A 25662-nucleotide genomic window follows, 5' to 3' on the forward strand; every position below is an offset into this window, starting at 1 on the left:
AACTAACTTAACCTGCACACCAAAAATAAAGCTCCACAAACACCCAGCAACTCAGAGCAATAAGCCACCACAAACAACCTGATCGAGACAATAACCCAATTAAGGCACAAATTGTAAGGGTGATCCGTCTCATATCAACACTGCAACAGTATTTATAACATTTCACTAACCGAGAATGGTTACCTTTAAGGAATGTATGATGATAATGACAAAAAAAACATCAATAGCTTTACTGATTGGATCGGCTTTATTTATTGGCGGGTGTTCAGACGGTAAAGATGGCAAAGATGGTGAAGATGGGGCATCAGGTGGGGGCGGAGAGCCGGGCACCTCTGGACTACATATCGATATGGCAGCCGAGGCAATCGCTAATATCAACAATGCAGTCTACAGCGATGGCATCATTACGCTTGATTTCGAACTTGAGAATAAAGAGGGTGTTGGACTATACGGTTTAAGCGCTGAAAACAAATTTCATGATTTTCGCTTCTCTCTGGCGCAGTTACAATCGACTGAAGGTACAGAGCTCAAGCAGTGGTTCTCGTTATTAAATGCAACCACAAACGAAGATGGCACCACTTTTGAGCAAGGCTTTGAGTCCATTGCAGACTGTAATGAGTGCTTGGTCGATCATAAAGACGGTACTTACACCTATACATTCAGCACTAACCTTACAACAGCAGATGATGCTGCAGGCATCGTCTTCGACCCAGCCCTGACTCAACGTATCGCTATCGAGATGCAATTTGAGTATGACTCAGGTCATGAGCTAGCAGAAAACGCACATTATGATTGGATCCCTGCAACGAATGCGACTGAAGGTGTTGAAACCCGCGATCTAGTTACGCTAGAAACTTGTTACAGCTGTCACCAACCCGCCAGTCTTAAGGCCCACGGCGGTCGCCGTTTAGATATGGAAAACTGTCAGTCATGCCATAATGGATTAGTCACCGATCCAAATGCTATTTCTGTCGAACTAGGTCATATGGTGCACGCAATCCATATGGGTGAAAACCGTGAAGGCAAAAATGCGGAAGGTAATATCGTCCCAATGCCGTACACCATTGCAGGTTACGGCGGCGATCATGCATTTGACTATCCTGCATTCCCAACTAAGCCCTTTATGGATTGTGCAACTTGTCACGTTGAAGATGAAACATTAGCAGATAAAGACCTATGGTTAGCCAATGCGAATGCGAATGCGTGTACAGGTTGTCATACTGACTCACCAGCACAGCATAACTCTAATAAAAACCCAGAGTTAGCCTGTACCGATTGTCACCAAGTCGATCACCGTAAGTTTAACAAGCCTTACGAGTCGGCTGCAGCGTACGATGCAGTGTTTGAAAACGTTAAAGTAGAAAACGGTGCTATTAGTTTCGAAGTTAAAGCCCTTGATATTGAAGGTGCTACAGTTTCAGGCCTAAGCCATAAAATCTACAAATACACGGCACCAGTCGTACAAGTTTCATGGAATGTAGAAAAAGATGGCGCAATCGGTGATGCAATGGCCGACTCTAGCCCATGGGCACGTGAAATTGAGTTCCTTCGTCCAACAACAACGAACCCATCGCCAGAGCATGAATTACCAGACAATGGTGTAATGACTGTGACCGCTAAAGATATGGGTATTCCAGATGGCGTATCAGTAGAGCTTATGCCTATCTTCAGTATCTGTTTTGATGCTCAAGGCGCTGATGTAGATTGCGCATCTGATAAGGTTGCAGGTAGTGCATATATCAAGTCAGAGCCACACCGCATTAATATGCCAACCGATGACAAGGGCAATGCTGTTGCACGCCGCGCCATCTTAGATGAAGCAAAATGTCGTGATTGTCATAGTGCTGAGATTCGTCATAAAGATAACGGCCTTGTTGCCTGTGAAGCTTGTCATACAAGTGATCAAGGCTTACAAGATGATACCGTTGATGGCGTAAAACAGTTCCGTGGTGCAGGCTTTGCTTGGAAGGTACACAAGGCATCGGGTCACTATATGAATAAGAAATATGGTGGTTCTGGTACGGTAATGAAGACCGACTGTGCAACTTGTCACGTGACAGATAGCAATGGCAATGTCGACGGTATCGAGTTAGGCCGTGCGAGCGAAGGCCGTACCTATGTGTTCCCTGCAAGCAAAACAGATGGCACTCCTATGTATGCTTCTGCCGACTCAGGGGCTTGTATGACCTGTCACTGGGGTCATGAGAGCGATGCAATGCTCAGCCACTTTAAGAGCAATGGCGGTTACTATGGTCCAGTTAAGGCCGATGCGATTATAGGTACAGCTGAAGAAGCTTGCGCTGTATGTCATAGCCCAGCCAAGTTGATGGAAGTACACAACAAGTAAACAGATCTTGATTACTTAAAAGTCTGAGGCTTCCTCGGGGGCCTCATTTGTTTACTTGATAAAGGGAAAAATCAGGTAAACACCACCTAGGATAAAGGGCGCAGCCCTTACCTGTAATAGAGCCACCTAAATTGTCCCTAGGTAAGCTCTAAGTTACATCTCCCTGCAAAAGCAAAAGGCACCCTAATGGTGCCTTTTTTGTTCCTGAAGACCGAACTGCAACCGTTAGCTGAGTAGTCCAAGCGAATAGCCCATACTGATCAGCTGTACCCGGTTTTTAGCATTGAGCAGCTCTTTTAATCTATCTAGGTGATAGTTAACGCCACTTTCTGTTATACAAAGTTTGGCTGCCAACTCTTCACTAGAGTAACCTTCTGCAGTAAGCCTTAAAATCGTTAGCGAACGTTCCGACAGACAGTTGAAATTACTAATGGGGTTTATTTGACTGATAAATTGTTCATTGAAGTAACTGGCAAACATCATCAGCTGAGTTTCAATCTCAGCTTCATGGGGTTGCAATCTGGCTAACAGCTCTTCCCTCGGTAGATCAGAGAAATAGACAAACGCACACAACCAATCCGGGTGATAGCTTGTCGGCAAATGCCACACTCCGCGGCTGCAGAACTGGTGTTCAGCCATCAGCTCTGCAAAGCGCTGCCCTTTGGGGCCACTATAATCGGGATCGGCCCAGATACTCATTCCCATTGGATGTGGACGGAAATAGGCACTATCGTCAGCGGCAAAGTACTGTAAATACAAGTGACGGAACCTTAAGACTCTTTCGCTAGAGTAAACTCCGTATCTACACTTGATCATATCAGCAGGGATACGGCGTTTAAGATTTTTAAACTGGTGGCTATACGGCGGGATCACCTTGGTTGTGATCCCGTAGAAAAACTCATTGATCCCATACTGCCGCAGAAATCGGCTGACATTATCTAAGACCCTAGGGTCGATATCGCATCTTTTTGTGTAGATATTCATTGCCGTGTAATCAATGGTTCAAAAACAACCGGGATCCTATCCCAGAGTCACTACAGAAATACTGCTATTTATCACAGTAATCTGCGGCAAATATGCCGCAGATTGACTTGTATCACGATTTATCTGGATGGCAGGTCATACAGGAGTATGGATCGGGAAACACATCACTCATATTCCAGTCGGAATTCTTTGAGTGCCAAATGTTATCGTACACCTCGTAGTTCCCCCACTTATCTCGCGGCAGGACATTGAGCAGGTCAGGATGGTTATAGATCTTGTCATTACTTAGCAAGGCATCCTTACGATATAACTTCTTAGTTGAAGCATCACCGTGATGCTTAGGCGTATTAGATCCTCCCGTGTGGCACCAGAAACAACGCGCAGTTTCATTGTGCCCTAATGGCGCACCATTACTACCATGACAGGTCGAACAGTAATAGGGCTGCATAATAGAGAAACCATCGTTGTTGTTAATCGGCCAGCTGTGGCCACCGTGCCCCAGTGGATCTTTGCTCTCATTGTGGCACTCGGTACAATCCGCAATTTTCCAACCAAAATGCGATTCAGTCAGAACTGGCGCATCTTTATCAGCCACAGAGGGAAGATCGAATACCTGCAGGTAAGCGATATCACTGCCATCACGGGACTCACTAAAATCACGTTCTTTTGGCTCTTGACCATTAAACTCCTCCATCCCCCATAACGGGTAATGACTCAGGTAGCCCGTCATCACAAACTCAACCGGCTGATTCATGACCCAAACATCACTCATCACGTGAATAACATTACCACCAAAGTTCGAGTTCCAATCCAAACGGCAATGCTCTGCATCCACCTGAAGATCCATGCCACCACTTTCAGGTCGGCTAAATTCACACTTGGCGTTCGGCTTGAAATCGTTCATTACCGCCTGCTCACCGTACACAGTCGTCCAGCCTTTACCTACCTGAGAGTCGATACCATCGACACTAAACAGGGCAAAATGATCGACTTTGGCACCAGTGGACAGTGTTGGCCAATAGTTAAACTTAACGTCGACACCACGCTGTCTGGCCGATAAAAACACATCCATCTTGGTGATGACCCCTGGCTGGAAGATATCGGGCCGCATGTTATGGGCAGTCACCTCCACGTTCTCAATCATCATTAGCGTATCTTTGCTTCTATCGTCTAAGTTGGCTGGATCGGGCTTGTTGATCATCAATCTTGGTACGATAACCTTGCCACCATTTTGCGCTAAACGCGCCATCTCTCGGTTCTGCACCCACAGCCTTCTTTGGGTCATCTCAGGAGAAAATGCTTGCAGTCGAACCGCCATGCCAGGTTGCAGCATAACCTGATCTAAACGTTCATAGTGTCCCTCTCCCTGAGGTCCTTTTCCATCTAGTGTGCCATTTAGCTTTTTCTCTACCCCGCCATTTGACTTGATTCTGGCATGCCAATCTGGTGTCTGAAAATTGCTATATACATTGGCATCACGCTCATCAAAGATCCCATCTTTGTTACGATCCCAAGAGATTGTAAACTCATGAGTATCGCGCCCAGTCTCTTGTGGCGAAGCCACTGAATCAAAACGCAGATCTTTGCGGGTATGTACTAGATAGCGCAGCAGATCGAAGACAGAGTAATGCCCCTCGACAAAAATATCAGCACGAGCGCTACCTGCACCTAGACCATCTGGGTTCGTTGACAGCACTTTTGCAATATCGGCGGCATTAATGGTGTAGTAAGGTTCTGGCTCGTTAAAAACACCATTGGGATGCTCAGGGGTTTTATGCAGGTGTGCATCTCGCTCATCCACATGACCATCACCATTAAGATCCAGCTCGGGATTTGCCTGCAACCAGTCTTTCAATTGGTCATCGTAACGCCCTAAGTAGACGGTAACTTCGCCTTCAAATTTAGCATCTGGCTTTACATCGACAGTTAAAAAGTCTGGTTTGGGTTGCTCTGGATCAGGTAAAGAAGGGGAAGCAGTTTCACTATCACTACCGCAGCCTCCTAAGAAGAACGCTGCCAACAACACAGCCAAAGGTAATTTGTTCATCATTTAATCTCTTTTTATATTATCCCCCGTATCGGGTGCTCGTGAGATTAGGATAAGCCAAGCAAATAACTACTATTAGATTTAGCAGATAAAGCCTCGAGTTTAGCGGGTTTGTGACGTGGATATTGAATGTAAAAGTGGCATTCAAATAATAAGTAACACCTTATTGCTGTTCACCAGTTAATTATAGATGAGCAACGATAATCAATGAGCGAGAGCCTTTTCATCATCAGATGCACCATCTCGAACAAATAAAAAAGCCGATCACATCTGTGATCGGCTTAGTGCTTACTTTTAATGCTTTAATTATTGTGCCGCAGCTTGCTGCCCTGCGATACGACCGAACACTATGATATCGGTATAGGCATTACCGCCAAGACGGTTAGAGCCGTGTGTTAGACCAGTTACTTCACCTGCAGCATATAAGCCTTTGATGATATTGCCACTGTTGTCTAATACTTCTGCTTTAGTCGTTGTAGCAACACCACCCATAGTGTGATGCACAGATGGCGTTGCTTTTAAGATCCAGTATTTACCTTCAGACATATCTACAAGACCTGCACGATTGTTAAATGCCAAATCCTTGCCTGTAGCAGCATATTTATTAACATCGCTAATAGTGCTTTGTAGCGCTTCTAGAGGAATATCGAATTTGGCAGCCGCTTCTTCGATACTTTCAACTTCAAACATTAAACCACGAGAGTGTAAATCGTTGAACTCACCTGGGTGCATATCGATAGTCTTAGCTAGAGCGTCGATCTTTTCATTCCAAATAACATAAGTGTATTTGCCTGTTTGGTTCAGGATTGCGTTAGAAATGACGTCACGGCGTTCTAGTTCTTCAACGAAGCGCTCACCTTCTTGGTTAACTAAGATTGCGCCAAAGAAACGAGCATCTGCGATTAACGCGATAGCCCCTGTTTCTGGGTTACAGATTGGATATGCTTGGATCTCACCAAGGTTAGCAGTCTTAGCATTAACCGCTTCAGACATTAAGATACCGTCACCCGTTGCACCAGAATGGTTAGTTGTACCATAGCGCTCATCGTATTCAGGGTTGAACTTCTTACGCATCTCGATATTTGCGCCAAAGCCACCTGCAGCCATTACAACCGCTTTCTTAGCATGGTAAGTGATAACCTTACCATTCTTCATCGCTTTAACACCGACAACGCGACCGGTCTCATCTTGGATAAGGTTCTTTGCAGTTGTGTTCAAGTGAACTGGTAAGCCGATCTCTTCAGCCTTAGCTGCAAACTTGCTTAGTACTTCTGCGCCAGTGTGTCCTTTAGGAATAACTGCGCGCTTTACAGAGTGACCTCCAAACTGGAAGATTTGATCTTTATAGAAATCAACTTTGATGTCATCACGCAACCATTCGGCTGCAGCAACAGCATTGTCAGCCATTACACGTACCATCTCTGGATCGCCTTTGTAATCGCCACCCTTTAATGTATCTTCAATAAACAGGGCTTTGCTGTCTGTAATGCCCATACCTTTTTGAACCCAGCTACCCGCTACGTTCATTTCACCACCAGAGATGAGTGAGTTACCACCAATGATAGGCTGCTTTTCAATGATAACGGCAGAAACACCTGCTTCAACAGCTTCAACACCAGCAGAGAAACCCGCACCACCCGCACCGATAACAACAACGTCATAAGTGTATTCTGATGGCTGTGCATCAACTTTCTTACCATTAATTGCAGCTGTCGCGACAAGTGTAATACCAGCAAGCTCTGCCGACTTAGCAACCGCTTTCTTCAGACCATCAGAGGTTGCCGTTGCACCAGAGATCCCATCAACGTTCACACTGTTGTTATCAATAATTGATTGCTTTACGTCTTTATAAACAGCAGCTGATAAAACTTTATTCTCTTTTTGTTTTACAATGTCAATTGCTGTAATTTTGCCATTTTCAAATGTTGTTTCTACAGTAATATCACCATGTCGACCTTTAGCCGTACCTTGTGATTTAATAATTTCGTTTGTTACTGCACAACCAACTAATATTACAGGTAAGGCAATAGCTACACCTAAAGCTGACTTTTTTAATTTGAAATTCATATGGGTCTCTTATAAAAGTAATGAGTGCTCAACAGAGCAATTTATTACGGTTTTCACTAAAATCTTTCATGCGTAAATGACATCAAACTAAAAGCCTGATGTCATTCATTAAGGGTTAACAATTTATTTTTTAGTAACCTATTTTTCTCACAGGTCACTAACGAGGAAATTAGAAAACACTTTATTAATTTTTAGTATTTCATTAAGAACTTTTGTGATGCTTCAATATCTACAGTGAAAGTACGAGTATCATCAGCATAAAACTTAACTGTTTCACGTAAGTCTTTTAATAAAGTCTTGTTCGCATCTGACAAGTCACGGTTGTGCACTTTCTTCTGAAGATCGAGTGCTTGACCATATGTCATTAACTCGAATGCGTAGATGTAAGAAACGCCATCAACAATCGTGGTTAAATTTTTCGAAGCCTGATGGAAGTTGCTGAAGTTATCTTCGATACCCCCTTGGTTAGCCTGACCATAGAAAGATACTGGGTTAGAGGCATGAGCGATATCGACAAATAGCGCTGTGAAACCATTTTGTAGGGTATAGAAACTCTGACCATTAGTATCATCAGGATTCACAAGCGCACGTGGTAGACCGGTGAAATATGGGTCGATCATCTTAATTTGACGATTAGATGAATACTTACCTAACTGAGCCATAGCGATGCTAAAAGCTTCTGTTGTCGTTGCTAACTGAATGGTGTCGAAGTTAGCAGACGAGTTAATCGCACCAGATACCTTGCCATCAGTGAAGTACTGTTCTACTTGTGGGTACTTGTTGAAACGTGACTGCTTAGCATTTAAGTATACTGTTGGGTTATCGTCAGAGCTGTTGATCTGAATGTGTACCAACTCTTCAAGGTTATTGTACTGGCTAATAGCATTAGCTACAGGCCAATGAGCACCACGAAATGACAGGCTATCTTGTAGAGGGCGCTTTTCATCACGCTGGAACAGGTATCCGCCTTCAAGATTATTCAAGATCTCATTACCCACTTCCTGAACGTGAGGCATAGGACGGGCATCTAGAGTATGAGGCAGAATTGGGCTGATGTTACCATTGATAGACTCAAGACCGGCAGCAATAAGCTTAGGTGAGAATTCTAGTAACTGCTCCGCTTGACCCATCGCATGAACTAACTGCGCAGTTGATAGCGCGTTATTGGAAAGAATAGATAGACCATCTTTGCCGAAAGGTACCAAAGGCTCAACACCAGCCGCTTTTAGTGCCTTAGCCGCTGGCATACGCTCACCTTTATAGAAAACCTCATGCTCACCCATCATTGCAGCACCAATGTGCGAAGCTAGTAAGATGTCAGAAAGACCTACTGAGCCATCAGATGGAACAACTGGAATGATATTTTTATTAACGAACTGCTCGTACAAACGAGCCACGTCAGGTTGAACACCTACATGGCCAGTAGCGATCTGGTTTAATCGGATAGTCATAGCCATACGTACAACAGCTTGGTCAATAGGCTCGCCAGATGCAGCTGCGTGAGTAAATAACATGTCACGGTTGAAATCTTCAGATAGCTTTACCGCTTCATCTGACATCTTTCCATCTTTACCGAAAACTTCAGTATCCTTGTTCTTACCAACGCCTACGGTTAGACCATAAACAGGTGTACCTTGACGAGCTGAATCCATCAACAGATCAAAGCTGTCTTGGATGTTCTGTTTGCCTTTTTTACTAACAGTAACGTTGGCTTCACCACTTTGAACTTTAAGCAACTGCTCAATAGTTAAATCTTTACCTGTTAGACTAATCGTTTCAGCCATAGCGCTGAATGAAGTCATCGGAACAACACCACAGCTTAATGCAATAGCTAAAGAGCTTAGTTTCAACTTATGTTTAACAATCATTTTAATTCCTTTATATATTACGGTGTGGTGTCACTCTAGCCCACATAAATTTTGTTTTAGAACTATGAAGAAAACTCTTCATTTAAAACCTAAACAAAGATTAACGTATAACAAATATTATGAAGTGATATCGCTCACTATAATATGGCACTACATCAAAACAGTGTGGGAACGAGCAGTAGTTTTAATAAATAAACAAAATAAAGTTCAACAAATGCACAACCATTGGTAAATAAGTTCATTTTTAACACTAAAACTAACTCATGCAGACTTAACGCTATCCATCGAAATTAATAAGTCACACATCACAGAAAACATTAAAAACAATTACCACTTCAAATACGCAAGCCACACTAAACACGATAAGTCTGACACATATCAAATAAGCTCAACAATATTAACTCTGGTCACAATATTATTTATGTTCTCATTCTACTGGCTCGAGTTGATAATAATTCTAGCCCTAAAATAATTATCATCATTGACTGTTGAGTAATCCCAATTAAGCTGCTTAGTTAACCTTTCAACCAACATCAAGCCCAATCCAAAACCGCTGCTATTGTGTTTTGACAAAGGATTCACAATATCAATTCGGTTACCGACTTGCTCAATGACAACCCCCTTAGCACCGTGTTCTAAACTATTTCGGATCAAGTTATTCAACACAATCGTCAAAGGCTCTTTAAGCACGTAAAGCTCGGTTTCATCGCAGATCAACTCAACATTAATATCACAGCCCTGAGCATACTTTTGATCATCCACGATGCTCGCCAATAAATGTGACAACTTCACATCACAACAATTCATTGGACTACAGTCAGAACTCATCAACCAAAGTAGAGTCTCCGTGATTGATTTCATCTGAGTTGTCGCTTGGCTAGCATGTAAAGTTGGCCCTGTGAGCTCTCCTTGTTGCAAAGATAAAATTTCAAATGATGACTGGCATATCGCGATGGGAGTTCTAAGTTCATGACTTGCAAATCGCAGAAAGGAAAGCTCTCTTTGCTGAGACTCTTTAAGTTGCTTAATCGAGCTGTCCAGCGCATCGACAATAGATTGGAGCTCGGCATAACACTGCTTTGGAAACCTAAGCTGCTGCATACCTTGCCAATCGTGTTGTTTGATTGCTTCGCTGATCTGATGAACCGGTAAGATCACCCGACGCTGCAGATACCAGGCGAGAATGGCATTAACCGAAAATGTCATGATGACTAACAGGAGAATCGCGGCCATGTTTTTCGGTGCAAACTCTAATGCGTGAGTGGCGTTATAATGCAACCAAACATAATAGGCTTTGCCCTCTTCGTTAGAGTACAGCATCAGGCCATCGATAAATTTCCCATCTGAATGCTGATGCTTAACATCAAGTGCCTGCTCTGGAGCTAAGCCACCGTTGATAGCCTTAACTTGCTCAGGCACGACATCCCAACTGGTGTAAACAGTGATATTTTCAGTTTCAATCGCATTTTGGCTTGCACTTGCATAGGCTTCTGCAGCTTGAGCTGCATTTCTCATGGTGATTTCATGCATACTGAACATTCCCGTACACATCATACAAAGGGGAATAAGGAAGTTTATAATCAGAGTGATTGCTAAAAAGCACAAACCATATACCTGATACACACGCTTCAAACTCAGCTTAGGCTTCATTATTTTCCACTCTTAAGCACAGACCTACACCACGAATGGTATGAATAAGTTTCTGTTCAAATGGCTTATCGACCACTCTTCGAAGCAGGTGCATATGACTTCTCAGGCTATCACTATCCGGGAGGCTATCTGGCCACAACAATCGCTCAATTTCCTCTCGTTCGACTGTTTCTGGGCTTCTTCGAGCTAGAAATGAAAGGATCTGCCATCCCGTACGTGACAAAACAAGCTCCTGGCCCTGACGATGTACCTGATGGGCACCAAAATCAAACTCGAGATCGCCAATAGTCAGTCGTTTTGGAGAGGGACGCCGCTGAGATACAACCTTTAGCCGTGCAACTAACTCGGCCAGAGCAAAAGGTTTAACAAGATAATCATCGGCTCCGGCCTCGAAACCTGAAAGCCTATCTTGTAAGTTGCTCCTAGCTGTCAGCATAATGATTGGAGCCATAATGCATTGCTCTTTCCACCTCTGGCATGCCGTAATACCGTCGCCATCGGGTAAATTAAGATCTAAAATGATCGCATCAAAGGTACTGTTAAATATGCTTTCCTCCGCCCGCTCTAGAGTTTCCGCATAGTCACATTCAATTCCATTTAACTCGAGATACTGAATGATATTTTTAGCCAGCAGGCGGTTATCTTCGACAAGGAGAACCAACATCTTCTATATAATTTCCAGTTGATGAGCGATATGAACTAAATTGGCTCTATTACTGGCAGACAATTTATTTCTTAAAGATTCAAGGTGGTATTCCACCCCACGAACAGTAATATCCAATTGCTCTGATATCTCGCGGTTATGTAACCCTGTGGCAGCCATTTTTAATGCTCTTATTGCTGTTTGATTAAACAGGTCATATTGGCGGTAGGGATTTATTTCATTATGAAAATGTTCAAATATGGTCAATTGAGCTTGTTTTAATGTCTGCTCTAGTTCTGCAAGCCTTAACTCTTCATATGGGTATTTTGATAATAATGTAAATCGACCGCTCCAAGTATCCGATGCAAAATGCTTTAGCGGCCAGCTGAGAACCGTATTGATACCGTGGCTATTAAACAGTTTTTGAACTTTAGTCGACTGGCCATCTTCGGAGAGAACATAGTGATAAGGGGAATCGAGTCGCAAGGCCGCTGCAAAGTTAATATCCGTAGGCGCAACACGTGTCACGTATTGTTGATGCAACTGCTTAACCGTCGGTGAAGAAGCAAATACGCCACCACTACTTCTTAACACTTTACGTGTCAGTAGGCTCTTACGATTGTTACCTAAGTAGTCTTGGTAAGCGCTATTGGCTATTCCTTGGAACCAAAACCCACCGAAGCCCAGCTCTGCAATTGGGGATTTAATACTGTTGAGAGTTTCTTCAGCTAATGGAGTTAGATCTGACTTACTTTCATCTATTAACCATGCATTGCTATTTATCTGTCCCATAATTCCGAGCCCAATCAAAACTATTTAAAGTCACAAGCGACCAAATTACACAAGGTAAAGCCAGTACAAGTCACTTTACTCAAATAGCATTAACGGATAAACACTCTTAATGGAGATTTTCTAAGCACACAACAGAAACATAAAATTTAATTTAAAGAGCATTTATTTTGACGCAATTTTGACGTTGCTTACTCTATAATTATTTTAATTTACCAGAAATAAAATCAATTACTGAATATTATCTGTAACTAAACAGTTAATTAATTGGATTATTAGAGTGACATCCCTTATTTAACTCTTTAATTCAGAAGTCGTGCTTTCTAACACATCTATATTGGCGCAACACCACAACCTATAAGCCATCGAGATCGCATTTTTCAGTATAGGATTGAAGTTTTCCTCCCATTCACCTTAGCGTGTTATCTGCTCGAATAGGCGCTTAAAATTCCTGCCCTCAGTTATTCTTTTCAAGAACAAGAAGTTAATAGAGACTGAGTTTCAAACAGTCTCCTACTACAAGGCTAACAGCAATAAGCGACTTAGAATGGTTGATTCACCATGATCCAGAATTGATTCGATTCAGCGCTAAAAGCCAGTTCTGCACGTACTACTATGCTCTCGACTTCAAATCGAGCGCCAAAACCAGCCGACCACTTTAAGTCATCGTGTAGTGCACTGACACTAAACTCATCACTCACCTGGCCTGCTTCTGCAAAGGCGACCCACTGCCACCAAGGCACATCGTATAAGTTGAATACTGGCCACTCTTGTAATGGCTGCCACCTAGGTTGTACTCGGTATTCTGCACTATAAAGCACTGCAGAACGACCAGTATAGCGCTTACTCGTGTAACCTCGCAGACGTTCGAAGCCACCTAAGCTCACTCCCGCAAAACTAGGAGGGCGATGGTAATCCCCATGTGAGTCAGAGGTCCAAGTTGGGGTATCGGCCAAGTAAAAGTTAAATGCTAAAATTTGCTGGCCAAACCATTCATTGGAGTCGATAGAAACAAAGGTACTCTGATCAAACTCCCAAGTGGTCCAGCTATTACGTGAGCTGCTACCAAAATCACGAGTCACTTTAAAGCTAGTTTGTCCGCCTTGAGTGCTGTTCTTACCATTGTCACGGTTATCCCAATCCAGCTCAACGGCAAGTCCTTTAGCTTCATCAGGTAGAAACTCAAAGCCCTCTAACTCTCGACTCTGGGTAAAGGGGCTGAACTTAATACTAGTTACACCCGACTCGAGCGGATTCCAACTAATATCACCTCTTGCACGTCCCAGGCTGCGAACCGCGCCTTGACTGCCGCGGCCAATTGGCAAAATATAGCGAGCATGAAACTTAGTGTAAGACTCATCACCGAGTGTGACTACACGCTCGGTATTACCATAAAGAGTCACTTGTTCAGGCACATAATAGACCCCTTCTTTAAAGCGAGCTTGGTAAGTCTCGACTGAGAACAACCATTGATCGATCGAAGGAATTTGATAGTCGTTAAAACGCAGGTAACTTACCCAACTGTTATTGGTGCTATATACGCCAATACCCAATATCGAGGATTGGATCTGCCCAGCGTGTTTGAGTACACCCGCTCCACCAAAAGCAGTGCTTAAACTTTCACTGGAAAAAGCAAAAGGTACGGCAGCAAATTCAGCTTGGTGATCCGGCAACGAGTCTTGGGGTTGTTCTGATTTAGATTTAGACTTAGTTTTAGCTTTAGGCGAAACAGATTCGATAATAATCGTCTCTTCACCCGACTCACGCTCTTCCGTCATCTTAGTCGAAGCGGAAGCAGCAAACGCCAGTGGCGACATTAGTCCAAATGCAGTAAAAGCAGACAGTAAGTAAGTTTTCAATTTAAAAATTCTTCATACAAGTGACGGGCATCGGCCTCAATCACAACTACAGGTATGTTGTATATTTGCTCAGTCTAGGCAAACTGCGACTCGCGGTGTTAACTTGGTAACCAACTCATAAGCGATAGTACCAATATGCTCGGCAACCTCCTCTACTGGAAGCTCTTTTCCCCAAAGCACCGCTTTATCACCCACGCTATCAGTAGCGTCAACTCCTAGGTCAACGGTCAGCATGTCCATCGAAACCCGGCCTACAATGGGCGCTAGTCGACCATTAATTAATACTGGCGTACCTAGCGGGGCATTTCGTGGATAACCATCACCGTAACCTATGGCTACAACACCAAGCTTGGTATCGCTATCAGCAGTCCAATAACTACCATAGCCCACAGGCTGCCCAGCTTTGTGGTCGCGAATGGCTATCAGTTGTGACACCAGCTCCATCGCAGGAATAAGCCCATGTTTAGTGCCTAGATCGCCAACCACCGGAGAGACACCATAAAGCGCAATGCCGGGACGGATCCAATTGGCTTGACTCTGTTGCCAGAAAAGCGCCCCTGCAGAATTAGCTAGAGTACGCTCACCAGGTAGATCTTTCGTTAATGCCTCAAACACGGCTAGCTGCTTAGCGGTATAGTCATTATCTGGTTCATCGGCACAAGCGAAGTGGGTCATAAAATTAATTGGCTTGGCGATATTTTTACAAGCTAATAAGCGCTGGTAAACAACGTGGAACTCGTCAGGCACAAAACCCAGTCTGTGCATCCCAGAATCGACTTTCATCCATACGCTGACGGGCTTACTTAGCTCAGCCTGTTCGAGCATTTCGATTTGAGACTCATGATGAACCACGGTTTCAATATCATGCTCAACTAGGGTCGCCAAATCTGCTTCGCGAAAAAAGCCTTCCAATAATAATAGTTTGGCGTTAATCCCACCGGCACGCAGCGCCAGCGCCTCTTCTAAACGCGCCAGACCAAAGCCATCGGCATTATCTAAACACTGAGCGACATTGAGTAAGCCATGGCCATAGCCATTAGCTTTAACAACCGCCATCACTTTGCTTGATGGGGCAAGTTCATGCAGTCTGGCCAAATTATTCTTTAATGCTTGGCGACTGATTTCTGCTCGTGGGAATGGTTTCAAAAGTAACCTTGTCTATCTAATCTAAAAATAAGAGCCTCTATGAGGCTCTATTGTATTTTATCACTGTGTAAAAAAGTGATGATAACCAATAATTAATCTTCTTCGAATTGCGGACCTGCATAGTTGTCAAAACGAGAGAATTGACCTTGGAAGGTTAGTCGCACACGTCCAATAGGACCGTTACGCTGCTTACCAATAATGATCTCTGCAGTGCCTTTATCTTCGGAGTCATCGTTATACACTTCATCACGATAAATAAACATGATCAAATCGGCATCCTGCTCAATCGCGCCCGATTCACGCAAATCTGAGTTAACAGGACGTTTATCGGCACGCTGCTCCAATGAACGGTTAAGCTGAGAAAGTGCAATAACGGGAATTTCGAGCTCTTTAGCCAAGGCTTTTAGCGAGCGAGAGATTTCAGAGATCTCCAAGGTACGGTTATCTTTTAGCGCTGGGACCTGCATTAACTGAAGGTAATCGATCATGATCATCGACAGACCGCCGTATTCACGGGCAATACGTCTAGCACGGCTGCGCACTTCTGTTGGAGTTAGGCCTGAACCATCATCGATATACATCTTACCTTGTTCAAGCATAATCCCCATTGTTGAGGATACCCGTGCCCAATCGTCATCGTCTAACTGACCGGTACGAATTTTTGTCTGATCGACGCGGCCAAGTGAAGCCAACATACGCATCATGATCTGTTCTGAAGGCATCTCCAAGCTGAAAATAAGCACGGGCTTGTCTTCATGCAGCGCGGCCTGCTCACACAAGTTCATCGCAAAGGTGGTTTTACCCATAGATGGACGTGCAGCAACAATAATCAAGTCACCGGATTGGAAACCGGCTGTCATCTTATCAAGATCGCCAAAACCGCTCGATACCCCTGTTACACCACTGGTAGGGTTGTTATATAACTCTTCAATCTTATCGACGGTCTTTTCAAGAATCGCCTTAATGCCTTCTGGACCTTCATTGGCATTGGCGCGTTGCTCGGCAATTTTAAATACCTTGGTTTCAGCTAAATCGAGTAGTTCACTCGAGTTACGCCCTTCAGGGTTAAAGCCTGCATCGGCAATTTCGTTAGCAACTTTGATCATATCGCGTACAACAGCACGCTCACGCACGATGTCGGCGTAAGAGTGAATGTTACCGGCACTTGGGGTGTTTTTAGCAATTTCACCAATATAGGCAAAGCCACCCACATCTTCGAGTTGGTCTTCAAGTTCCAACTGCTCAGACACGGTAATCAAGTCGATCGGTTGACCCGCGCTAATCAAAGACTCCATTGCTGTAAAAATGGTGCCATGAGCACGAGAGTAGAAATCTTCTTTTACAACGGCTTCAGCCACTCTGTCCCAAGCGTCAGAGTCCAACATCAAGCCACCGAGAACCGACTGTTCAGCTTCAATTGAATGCGGTGGCATCTTCAGCGCATCCATCTGAAGATCTCTTGGCTTATCTTTGCCCTTAAAGGCGCGTTGTTGTGACATTAAATCTCCAAAATTCCAACGATTAAGCAAAATGTGGTATAAAACCGGGGTAAAACAGAGCAGGCTTTTAACATCATACGACCTGCAACTAAAAATACACTATAACAATATTAAGGAAAGAACATGCGCAATGCATTGATTGCCGCCATCGCTCTATCGACAGGGATGCTGCCATCAGCCGTAGCATTGGCCGATGAAGGACAATGGCAACCCTATCAGATGCCGTCTATCGCCGATAAGCTCAGCGAACGTGGCATCGACATTCCGGCGAAACAGTTAGCGGACTTAACCAGCTACCCAATGAACGCGGTTGTCGGACTGGGCTATTGTACCGCCAGTTTTGTTTCGCCCCAAGGCTTAGTTGTGACAAACCATCATTGCGCCTACCGTGCTATTCAATATAACAGCAAAAAAGAGCATAACTACCTCGCTGATGGTTTCTTAGCAAGCAGTAAAGACAAGGAACCATCTGCTGGCCCTAACGAGCGTCTGTATATCACAGAAGCGGTTACCGATGTCTCTGAGCAGGTAAAAAAAGATATTGGTGAAGAGCCACTCAAGCGATATGAGAATATTCAAGCTAATCGCAAAGCACTAATTAAAGAGTGTGAGAGCGATGATAACTACCGCTGCTCAGTAAGAAGCTTTCATAACGGTCTCGAATATTACCTAATTAAGCAGCTCATTATTCGTGACGTACGTCTAGTATACGCACCACCTGAAAGCGCAGGCTCCTTTGGCGGTGATATCGACAACTACGAATATCCTCGCCACTCAGCCGACTTCACCTTCCTGCGCGCCTATGTTGGAAAAGATGGCAAACCAGCAGCCTTTGCCGAAGATAACGTCCCTTATGTACCGAAGAGCTATTTAAAAGTTAATGCCGACGGGGTGAAAGCGGGCGATGGTGTGTTTGTCGCTGGTTACCCAGGGTCTACCAGTCGTTACCGCTTAACCAGTGAACTTAAGTTTGCTAGCGATTGGTTATACCCAACGCTTGCGACTCGCTATCAGCTGCGTATCGACACTATCGAAGCCATGAGCGCTAACGATAAAGATGTGAAGATCAAATATGCAGGCACATTAGCTGGCATGGCAAACCGTATGAAGAAGTACAACGGTTTATTAGATGGCTTTAAGGCTACCGATATCACAGGCATCAAACAGAGTCGCGAAGATGATTTCCGTGCATGGCTTGCAAAAGATGCTGAGTATCAATCATTCCAAACTCAGTTTGATGAGCTTGAAACCTTACTGGTTGAGCAACGTCTTCAGCGTCAAGGCCGTTACTACTTCAATAATGCGCAAAGTAGCGAGTTACTCGCGACAGCCAATAAGCTATATCGCTTAGCCAAGGAGAAGCAAAAACCAGATGCCGAGCGTGAAGAGGGTTATCAAGAGCGCGATATGAAGATGTTTAAGGCGCGCCTTAAGCGTCTAGACTCAAGCTTTGCTATTAGCGTCGACAAGACACTGTGGATGCAAGACTTAGAAGCCTATCTTGCTCAAGATAATCGCGTCGCTCAGCTTGATTCCATGCTCAATGAAGGCGATAGCGATAACGAGATCGGCCTAAGTGAAAAGCTTGATGCGCTCTATGCCCTTAGCTCACTCACCGATAAGAATAAACGCCTTGCCTGGATGGACGCCGATGCTAGCGAATTTGAAACCAGCGCCGATCCATTTATTCGCCTAGCCGTTGCTCTATACGAGCAAAACATGCAGACAGAGAAGGATGCTAAGACCTTAGCGGGTAAGCTATCAAAAGCCCGTCCTGACTACATGAAGGCCGTTATCGCCTATAACAAAGCCAATGGCTGGCCAGTCTACCCAGATGCCAACGGCACCTTGCGTATTACTTACGGTATGGTCGATGGTTACCAGTCCACTGATGCGCTTTATAAGCAGCCATTTACCCGCTTAGAGGGTATCCTAGCTAAACATACTGGTGTCGAGCCGTTTAACGCGCCAGCTAAGTTGTTAGAAGCGATTGAAGCCAAACGTTACGGCAGCCATGCTGTTGAAACCGTTTATCAAGATCCTGCTTCATGGTTATGCCGCTTATTCTCATGCTTAGATAAGCCTGAGAGCTTTGGTTCAGTGCCAGTTAACTTCCTATCAAGCGTCGATACCACTGGCGGTAACTCAGGTTCCCCAGTGTTTAATGGTAAGGGTGAGCTGGTCGGGCTTAACTTCGACTCAACCTACGAAGCCATTACCAAAGACTGGTTCTTTAACCCAACCATTACTCGCGCCGTGCATGTAGATATTCGCTACATATTATGGATGATGGATGAAGTGGATAACGCTCAAAACCTGATTGAAGAGCTGGATTTAGTCAACAACTAATTCGGACTCGCTAGATACTAAAAAGGCATATGAGCAGCGCTCATATGCCTTTTTATTTTGCACCTATGCATGATTTACCTCCCATGTTTTCTTCCAATCTTCTTTATAAACCCATCTCGATATCTAGTTATACCGACAAAAAAACTGCCTTTGTATGCCGTTGGCTAAGCTCAAGACTAAATGCTACCTATATTGACGGGCTAAAGCCCGACCTACAAAAAAAGTGACTCCCGCCTCGCAGTCTTCCCCAGCCTGCTTTTCCTGCTTTTCCTGCTTTTCCTGCTTTTCCTGCTTTTCCTGCTTTTCAGGCATAAAAAAACACCGCACTAATAAATTAGGGCGGTGTTTTTATTAAAGCATTTGCTTAGAGCAAATTATTAAGCTTCTGCAACAACAGAAAGTTTAACGATTGCTTTAACTTCAGTGTGAACTTGAACTTCAACTTCGAATTCACCAGTAGTGCGGATAGCACCTAGTGGAAGACGAACTTCGCTCTTAGCTAGTTCAACACCTGCAGCTGTAACTGCATCAGCGATATCACGGTTGCCAATTGAACCGAATAGCTTGCCTTCGTCACCAGCTTTAGAAGCGATAACAACAGACTCAAGTGCAGAGATTTTCTCAGCGCGTTGAGTAGCAGCAGCTAGGTCAGCAGCTAACTTAGCTTCTAGATCAGCACGACGTGCTTCAAAAACTTCAGTGTTAGCAGCGTTAGCAACAACAGCTTTACCTTGTGGTAAAAGGAAGTTACGTGCGTAACCAGCTTTTACAGAAACTTGGTCACCCAAGTTGCCTAGGTTAGCGATTTTATCAAGTAAAATAACGTTCATTTTATATTCCTCTAAATTAATGCAGTATTACTGATGTAAATCAGTGTACGGCAGTAGAGAAAGATAACGAGCACGCTTGATAGCGCGAGCTAGTTGACGTTGATATTTAGCATTTGTACCAGTGATACGACTAGGAACAATTTTACCACTTTCAGTGATGTAGTTCTTCAAAGTTACGATATCTTTGTAATCGATCTCGGTAACGCCTTCTGCAGTGAAACGGCAGAACTTGCGACGACGGAAATAACGTGCCATGTGACAGTCTCCTAAGTTTTCAATTCGACATTTTCAGCGTGTAAAACCAAGCGATTTTGACCATTTCTGCTCTGCTGCAGATTAATGAAGCCTTCGACTTGTATTTCAACGCCGGCTTTTAGGTTTTTTGCAACGCTATTAAAGCGTTCACCACTTAATACAACTTGGATTTGGCAATAAACGTTGCGTAACATTCCTGCTTCGTAACGCTGCGATTTGTGTTCCAACATCACTACCGTATGGGCAATGCCTGCTGGGCTATCAAACTGCCTGGAACGCGTAATGGTTCCCGCTAATACCAAATTGTTTGTGGTCACAAAAAAACTTACTCAGCAGTGTTTTCAGCGCTTTCTTCAACTTCTTCAGCAGCTTCTGCACGAGGTGCACGCTCTTCAGATGAACGACGTGTGTCGCGCTCGTCTTTAGCTTTAGCCATTGGAGATGCTTCAGTGATGGCAGCTTTAGTACGCATAACCATGCTACGCAAAACAGCGTCGTTGAAACGGAAAGCTGTTTCAAGTTCTTCAACCGCTTCTGCAGTAGTCTCTACGTTCATAAGAACATAGTGAGCTTTATGCAATTCGATGATTGGGTAAGCCAGTTGACGACGGCCCCAGTCTTCTAAACGGTGGATTTGACCGCCAGCTTGGGTAAGAATACCCGTGTAACGTTCGATCATACCTGGCACTTGTTCACTCTGATCAGGGTGAACTAAAAATACGATTTCATAATGACGCATTTTTTGCTCCTTACGGTTATCTAGCCTCGTTGTTGGCTCAGTCAAACCTAATAGAGGCAAGGAACTAATTAAAGTGACTGAATTAAGCCGCGGAATATTACATAAACTCAAGCTAGAATTCAAGCAATTATTAATCAGTCTAGTAATGACGCTCCATGATGCAAAAATTTCGCGTGAAGCAGCATGCCAGCCTCACATATGGGCGTGGATCCCAATAAGGTCTATATAAGCTGTAAAGCTAATACAATCTAGTTTGCGCATAAGCTGATTCTAGGTATGATGTCGCTACGACAAAAATGTTGCTTCTCACTCCAAACAACATCAAGAATAAGAAGAATGCTAAAAACTCTCATTATTGTATTTGGTCTTTTGTGCTCGCAGTCCGCCTTTGCCTTAGTTCCCCCCGATTACCAAGAGCCACCTAGCGACATCACAGCCGAAATTGAGGCGGGTTTTCAGCTCAACACGGGTAATACCGAGTCGAGTAGTTTTAACGGCAGAACCAAACTAGTTTACGATACGAATCAGACCCGACAAGAGGGAACGGTTAAAGCTTACTTTGCTGCAGACAACGAAAAAACAACGGCAGAGAAGTATGACCTTCAGCTACAGTCGAACTATAAAGTTAATGGCGGTTACTTTTTTGGTCGTGGAGATTTTACCTGGGATCAATTTGGTAGTTATACCCGCATTGCAACCGTTTCTGGTGGTTACGGTTTCGATGCCGTTAGCACCTCTAAAACCAAACTCAGTTTAGAAGTCGGTCCCGGTTATCGTTATAACTTGCCGATTGCCACAACCGATGCCCCAATCCCCAAGTCCAGCAAAGATGTTATCTTACGTACTGCAGCAAAGTTTGAGATGAAGCTGCAAGAGTATACAAGTCTGAATGCAGATCTTACAGCCGAAACGGGTGAAGACAACAACACGCTAACGCTAGATATGAGTTACAAAAATACTCTCTTCCAAGACTGGGCATTTAAAATCGGCATGAACGTGAAATACACCGAAGTGGTACCAGAAGGTTCAAAGCAAACCGACACTATCACCACCTTTAACCTTCTTTATACCTTCCAATAGAAGGTTTAAGTTGCAAGGGCGTTCACAAGTTTATGGCTAGAAACAGAGCAAGCAACCGCTAAATTCTATGGCAAGTACGCTTGCTAAGAAATATCACAAAACGATTGATATAGAGCTATTGATACAGAGCTATTAATACCAAGCTATAAATACAAAAATGCCGATAAGACGTTAACCTTATCGGCATTTTTAAAGTTAATGCTAACCAGAAATCAAGCGCAAGACTCAAGTCCGAGGCGCATCCCCCTCATTCATTACGCTAGGCGCTGACGAACCGCTTCAAACAGACAAACGCCAGTAGCAACAGAAACGTTTAAGCTCGATACACTACCAGCCATCGGAATTGATACTAAGGTATCACAGCTTTCACGTGTTAAACGGCGAAGACCTTTGCCTTCTGCGCCCATGGCAATCGCCAAAGGACCCGTTAGGCTCGCTTGATAAAGCTCACAATCGGCTTCACCAGCAGCACCAATAATCCATACGCCTTTCTCTTGCAGACTACGCATGGTGCGCGCAAGGTTAGTCACCTGATATAACGGCACCATTTCTGCGGCACCACAGGCAACTTTACTCACAATAGGAGTTAAACCCACAGAATTATCTTTTGGTACGATAACGCCATGAACGCCAGCGGCATCGGCATTACGCAAACATGCACCCAAGTTATGTGGATCGGTCACACCATCTAAAATCAACAAGAAAGGCACTTCAGTCTTTTCAAGTAGCGCAGCTAAATCGTTATCGCTAAGAATTTTTGCAGGCTTAACTTTAGCAACAACACCTTGGTGCTGGCCGCCGTCTGACTTTTCATCCAACGCCTTACGAGAAGCATACTGTACTGAGACGCCCCACTCAGCTGCTATTTCAAGAATTGGCGTGAGTCTATTGTCATCACGACCTTGAAGTACCCACATCTCAATCACACGTTCAGGGCTGTTTTTCAGTACCGCTTCAACCGCGTGTAACCCAAATGTCATATCTTGCTTTTTCATCTATTTCTTACTCGCTTTACGCTTGGCTGACTTAGCTTTACTTGCTGAAGATTTTTTTGCCGAAGCTTTTGTCTTAGTCTTTTTAGCTGCAGTGCTGCTGCCGCTCTTAAATTTTCCGCCGCTGCTAGACTTTGCGCCTGAACGGCTCGGCTTACGTTTTGTCCCTGACTTAGACTTAGACTCAGAGTCACCCTCTGTGCCTTTGCCTCGAGAAGACTCACGCTTAGCACCAAGCTTTGCACCTTCACGATTGACTCGTTCACGCGCCGTTAATGGCTTGGTTGGTCTGCGACGTCTACCACCAGCCGAATCGCCTTCCATCATCAAGTCAATTTGACGATCATCAAGATTCACGCCAGCCACTTTAACCGTTACCGTGTCACCAATCTGATAAACCTGACCCGAGGCTTCACCGACTAAACGCTGACGCATATTATCATATTGGTAGTAGTCACTACCTAAACTTGAGATATGCACTAGACCATCGATAAATAGATCATTTAGGCGGACAAACATGCCAAAATGTGTCACTGAAGCGATAACAGCCTCAAATGTATCTCCAACATGGTCTTGCATAAATTCGCATTTAAGCCAGTCGCTTACATCACGAGTTGCTTCATCGGCGCGGCGTTCGGTGGTCGAACACTCTTCACCGAGCAGATCCAGTTCTTCAATCTGATAATTGAAGCCACCGTCAGGCGTCCATTTATCGGTTAACTCCGCATTCTCCTGCTTAGCAAGCAGGTAACGAATAACGCGGTGTAGAATCAAGTCAGGATAGCGACGAATCGGCGAGGTAAAGTGAGAATATGCCTCTAATGCCAAACCAAAGTGACCTTCATTATCAGGAGTGTAAGTTGCCTGACGCATAGAGCGTAACAACATCACCTGAATCAGCTCCGCATCGGCTCTGTCTGCAATCTGCTCCATCACAGCTTGGTAATCTTTAGGCTCAGGCTCTAAACCACCTTCCATCGTCAAGCCACGCTCTTTAAGAAAATCCTTAAAGTTGGTTAGCTTCTGCTCCGATGGCGCTTCGTGCACACGGTACAACACTTCGCCTTTGTGCTTCTTCACAAACTTAGCCGACGCTACGTTTGCTAAGATCATGCACTCCTCGATGATCTTATGCGCCTGATTACGGTTACGCGGCACGATCTTATCGATCTTGCGCTGCTCGTTGAAGATAAACTGGGTTTCAGTGGTTTCGAATGCAATCGCACCGCGCTCTGCACGGGTTTCTTCCAACGTTAAATACAGTGACTGCAACGTCTGTAGGTGCGGGAACAGAGGTTTAAGCTCTTCGCTCACCTCACCGCCCTCTAGCATGTCGGCAACCTGGGTATAGGTTAAACGCGCATGGGAGTGCATCACAGCAGGATAGAACTTATAGCCCGATAGTTTACCTGAAGCAGAAATGGTCATCTCTGCCACCATACAAAGACGATCGACCTTTGGCATCAAAGAGCACAGGCCGTTTGAGATCTTCTCTGGCAGCATAGGGATAACTTGTGATGGGAAATACACCGAGTTACCACGAGCACGCGCTTCTTTATCTAACGCCGATTCAGTGCGAACATAATGACTTACGTCGGCAATCGCCACCCATAAACGCCAGCCGCCTGATTTTTTCTTCTCAGCGTAAACGGCATCATCGAAGTCACGGGCATCTTCGCCATCAATTGTGACTAAAGGCAATTGGCGCAGATCGACACGACCTTCTTTATCCGCCTCAGTCACTTCATCAGGGATCTTACGTAGCTTCTTCTCGATCAAGCCAGACCAGGTATGTGGCAGGTCGTAATTGCGAAGTGCAATCTCAATCTCCATTCCTGGCGCCATCTCTTTACCAAGCACTTCGGTAACTTTACCGGCAGCCTTAACGTAACGACCTGGTCGGCGAGTCAGCTCCAACACAACGATATCGCCCTGGCGAGCGCCTTTGCGATCCTCTTCTGGAACTAAAATTTCTTGGGTAATACGACGATCATCGGCAATCACAAAGCCCATGCCCGCGTCTAGATGAAAGCGGCCAACCAATGCTGCGCTGCGCTCTTCGACTAAACGTACAATACGTGCTTCACGGCGGCCCTTGCGATCGACTCCCGCCTTCTGAGCTAGCACTCTATCACCGTGGAAATACATCAGCATGTCACGGTTGTTAATATAGAGGTCGTCGCCGCCCTCTTCTAGCTTCAAGAAACCAAAGCCGTCTCTGTGACCAATCACAGTACCTGTTAACAGGTCCATTCTCTCTGGTAAGCCATATGACTGGCCACGGGTAAACACTAGCTCACCGTCACGCTCCATCGCTCTCAAACGGCGACGAATGGCTTCTAACTGCTCTTCACCTTCAATTTGCAGTGCGGCAGCGATATGTTCACGGCTTAACGGGGACTTTTGTGAGCGTAAGTATTCCAAAATATACTCACGACTTGGGATAGGGTTTTCGTACTTCTCTTGCTCACGCTTAAATTGCGGATCTTTTATCATTCACTTTCCAAATTAGTGACAC

The 25662-nt window shown here is 44.6% G+C and carries 20 protein-coding genes; 3 read left to right on the plus strand and 17 right to left on the minus strand.

Going from position 1 to position 25662, the window contains the following annotated elements; genetic code table 11:
• Positions 1–205 precede the first annotated feature (205 nt).
• The gene (locus JMA39_RS06700) at positions 206–2347 is read left to right on the plus strand and encodes an OmcA/MtrC family decaheme c-type cytochrome (protein WP_237732686.1); all 2142 of its coding nucleotides are present in this window, start codon (positions 206–208) and stop codon (positions 2345–2347) included.
• Between the two features lie 225 nt (positions 2348–2572).
• Here JMA39_RS06700 and JMA39_RS06705 read toward each other — a convergent pair whose 3' ends face one another.
• The 10 genes from JMA39_RS06705 to dnaB all read right to left on the minus strand — a co-directional run bounded on the left by JMA39_RS06705 (position 2573) and on the right by dnaB (position 16899).
• Positions 2573–3331: a helix-turn-helix transcriptional regulator gene (locus tag JMA39_RS06705; protein WP_202721060.1), complete on the minus strand. Its 759-nt coding sequence runs from the start codon at positions 3329–3331 to the stop codon at positions 2573–2575.
• Positions 3332–3443: 112 nt separating this feature from the next.
• A complete protein-coding gene (locus JMA39_RS06710; RefSeq protein WP_202721061.1) occupies positions 3444–5381 on the minus strand; it encodes a hypothetical protein in 1938 nt (645 codons plus the stop codon).
• Positions 5382–5684: 303 nt separating this feature from the next.
• Complete coding sequence (locus JMA39_RS06715; RefSeq protein WP_202721062.1) at positions 5685–7445, minus strand: flavocytochrome c; 1761 nt, start codon at positions 7443–7445, stop codon at positions 5685–5687.
• A 191-nt stretch (positions 7446–7636) separates the two neighbouring features.
• Positions 7637–9313: an HAL/PAL/TAL family ammonia-lyase gene (locus JMA39_RS06720; RefSeq protein WP_202721063.1), complete on the minus strand. Its 1677-nt coding sequence runs from the start codon at positions 9311–9313 to the stop codon at positions 7637–7639.
• A gap of 432 nt (positions 9314–9745) precedes the next feature.
• Positions 9746–10966: a sensor histidine kinase gene (locus JMA39_RS06725; protein ID WP_202721305.1), complete on the minus strand. Its 1221-nt coding sequence runs from the start codon at positions 10964–10966 to the stop codon at positions 9746–9748.
• Entirely contained in the window at positions 10953–11627 is a 675-nt protein-coding gene (locus JMA39_RS06730) for a response regulator transcription factor (protein WP_202721064.1), read from the minus strand. Before JMA39_RS06730 ends, JMA39_RS06725 begins: the two co-directional genes overlap by 14 nt.
• Before the next feature lie 3 nt (positions 11628–11630).
• On the minus strand, positions 11631–12398 hold the full coding sequence (locus tag JMA39_RS06735; RefSeq protein ID WP_202721065.1) for a LuxR family transcriptional regulator: 768 nt from the start codon (positions 12396–12398) through the stop codon (positions 11631–11633).
• Positions 12399–12937: 539 nt separating this feature from the next.
• On the minus strand, positions 12938–14212 hold the full coding sequence (locus JMA39_RS06740; RefSeq protein ID WP_202721306.1) for a BamA/TamA family outer membrane protein: 1275 nt from the start codon (positions 14210–14212) through the stop codon (positions 12938–12940).
• A gap of 111 nt (positions 14213–14323) precedes the next feature.
• The gene (gene alr, locus JMA39_RS06745; protein WP_202721066.1) at positions 14324–15400 is read right to left on the minus strand and encodes an alanine racemase; all 1077 of its coding nucleotides are present in this window, start codon (positions 15398–15400) and stop codon (positions 14324–14326) included.
• A 92-nt stretch (positions 15401–15492) separates the two neighbouring features.
• Entirely contained in the window at positions 15493–16899 is a 1407-nt protein-coding gene (gene dnaB, locus JMA39_RS06750; protein WP_202721067.1) for a replicative DNA helicase, read from the minus strand.
• A gap of 123 nt (positions 16900–17022) precedes the next feature.
• Between dnaB and JMA39_RS06755 the strand changes: the two genes are divergently transcribed.
• Positions 17023–19248 (plus strand): S46 family peptidase, encoded by a 2226-nt coding sequence (locus JMA39_RS06755; RefSeq protein ID WP_202721068.1) that lies wholly within the window; start codon positions 17023–17025, stop codon positions 19246–19248.
• 183 nt (positions 19249–19431) lie between these two features.
• Here the strand turns inward: JMA39_RS06755 and JMA39_RS21285 are convergent, their stop codons facing one another.
• From JMA39_RS21285 to rpsF, 5 genes are all read right to left on the minus strand, one after another.
• Positions 19432–19560, minus strand: coding sequence for a hypothetical protein (locus tag JMA39_RS21285; RefSeq protein ID WP_269154426.1), 129 nt, complete (start codon positions 19558–19560; stop codon positions 19432–19434).
• 65 nt (positions 19561–19625) lie between these two features.
• Entirely contained in the window at positions 19626–20078 is a 453-nt protein-coding gene (gene rplI / locus JMA39_RS06760) for a 50S ribosomal protein L9 (protein WP_012278732.1), read from the minus strand.
• 27 nt (positions 20079–20105) lie between these two features.
• Positions 20106–20333, minus strand: a complete 228-nt coding sequence (rpsR, locus tag JMA39_RS06765; RefSeq protein WP_005497284.1) for a 30S ribosomal protein S18 — start codon at positions 20331–20333, stop codon at positions 20106–20108.
• Between the two features lie 11 nt (positions 20334–20344).
• A complete protein-coding gene (priB, locus tag JMA39_RS06770) occupies positions 20345–20650 on the minus strand; it encodes a primosomal replication protein N (RefSeq protein WP_202721069.1) in 306 nt (101 codons plus the stop codon).
• A gap of 8 nt (positions 20651–20658) precedes the next feature.
• Positions 20659–21072 (minus strand): 30S ribosomal protein S6, encoded by a 414-nt coding sequence (gene rpsF / locus JMA39_RS06775; RefSeq protein ID WP_028766438.1) that lies wholly within the window; start codon positions 21070–21072, stop codon positions 20659–20661.
• Between the two features lie 336 nt (positions 21073–21408).
• Between rpsF and JMA39_RS06780 the strand changes: the two genes are divergently transcribed.
• Complete coding sequence (locus JMA39_RS06780) at positions 21409–22152, plus strand: DUF481 domain-containing protein (RefSeq protein WP_202721070.1); 744 nt, start codon at positions 21409–21411, stop codon at positions 22150–22152.
• A gap of 254 nt (positions 22153–22406) precedes the next feature.
• Here JMA39_RS06780 and rlmB read toward each other — a convergent pair whose 3' ends face one another.
• Together rlmB and rnr are read right to left on the minus strand one after the other, a co-directional pair.
• The gene (rlmB, locus tag JMA39_RS06785) at positions 22407–23147 is read right to left on the minus strand and encodes a 23S rRNA (guanosine(2251)-2'-O)-methyltransferase RlmB (protein WP_202721071.1); all 741 of its coding nucleotides are present in this window, start codon (positions 23145–23147) and stop codon (positions 22407–22409) included.
• Entirely contained in the window at positions 23148–25640 is a 2493-nt protein-coding gene (rnr, locus tag JMA39_RS06790) for a ribonuclease R (RefSeq protein ID WP_202721072.1), read from the minus strand.
• Between the last annotated feature and the right edge of the window lie 22 nt (positions 25641–25662).

The sequence above is a fragment of the Shewanella schlegeliana genome (assembly GCF_016765635.1).
In the GTDB taxonomy this organism is placed as follows: Bacteria; Pseudomonadota; Gammaproteobacteria; order Enterobacterales; family Shewanellaceae; genus Shewanella; species Shewanella schlegeliana.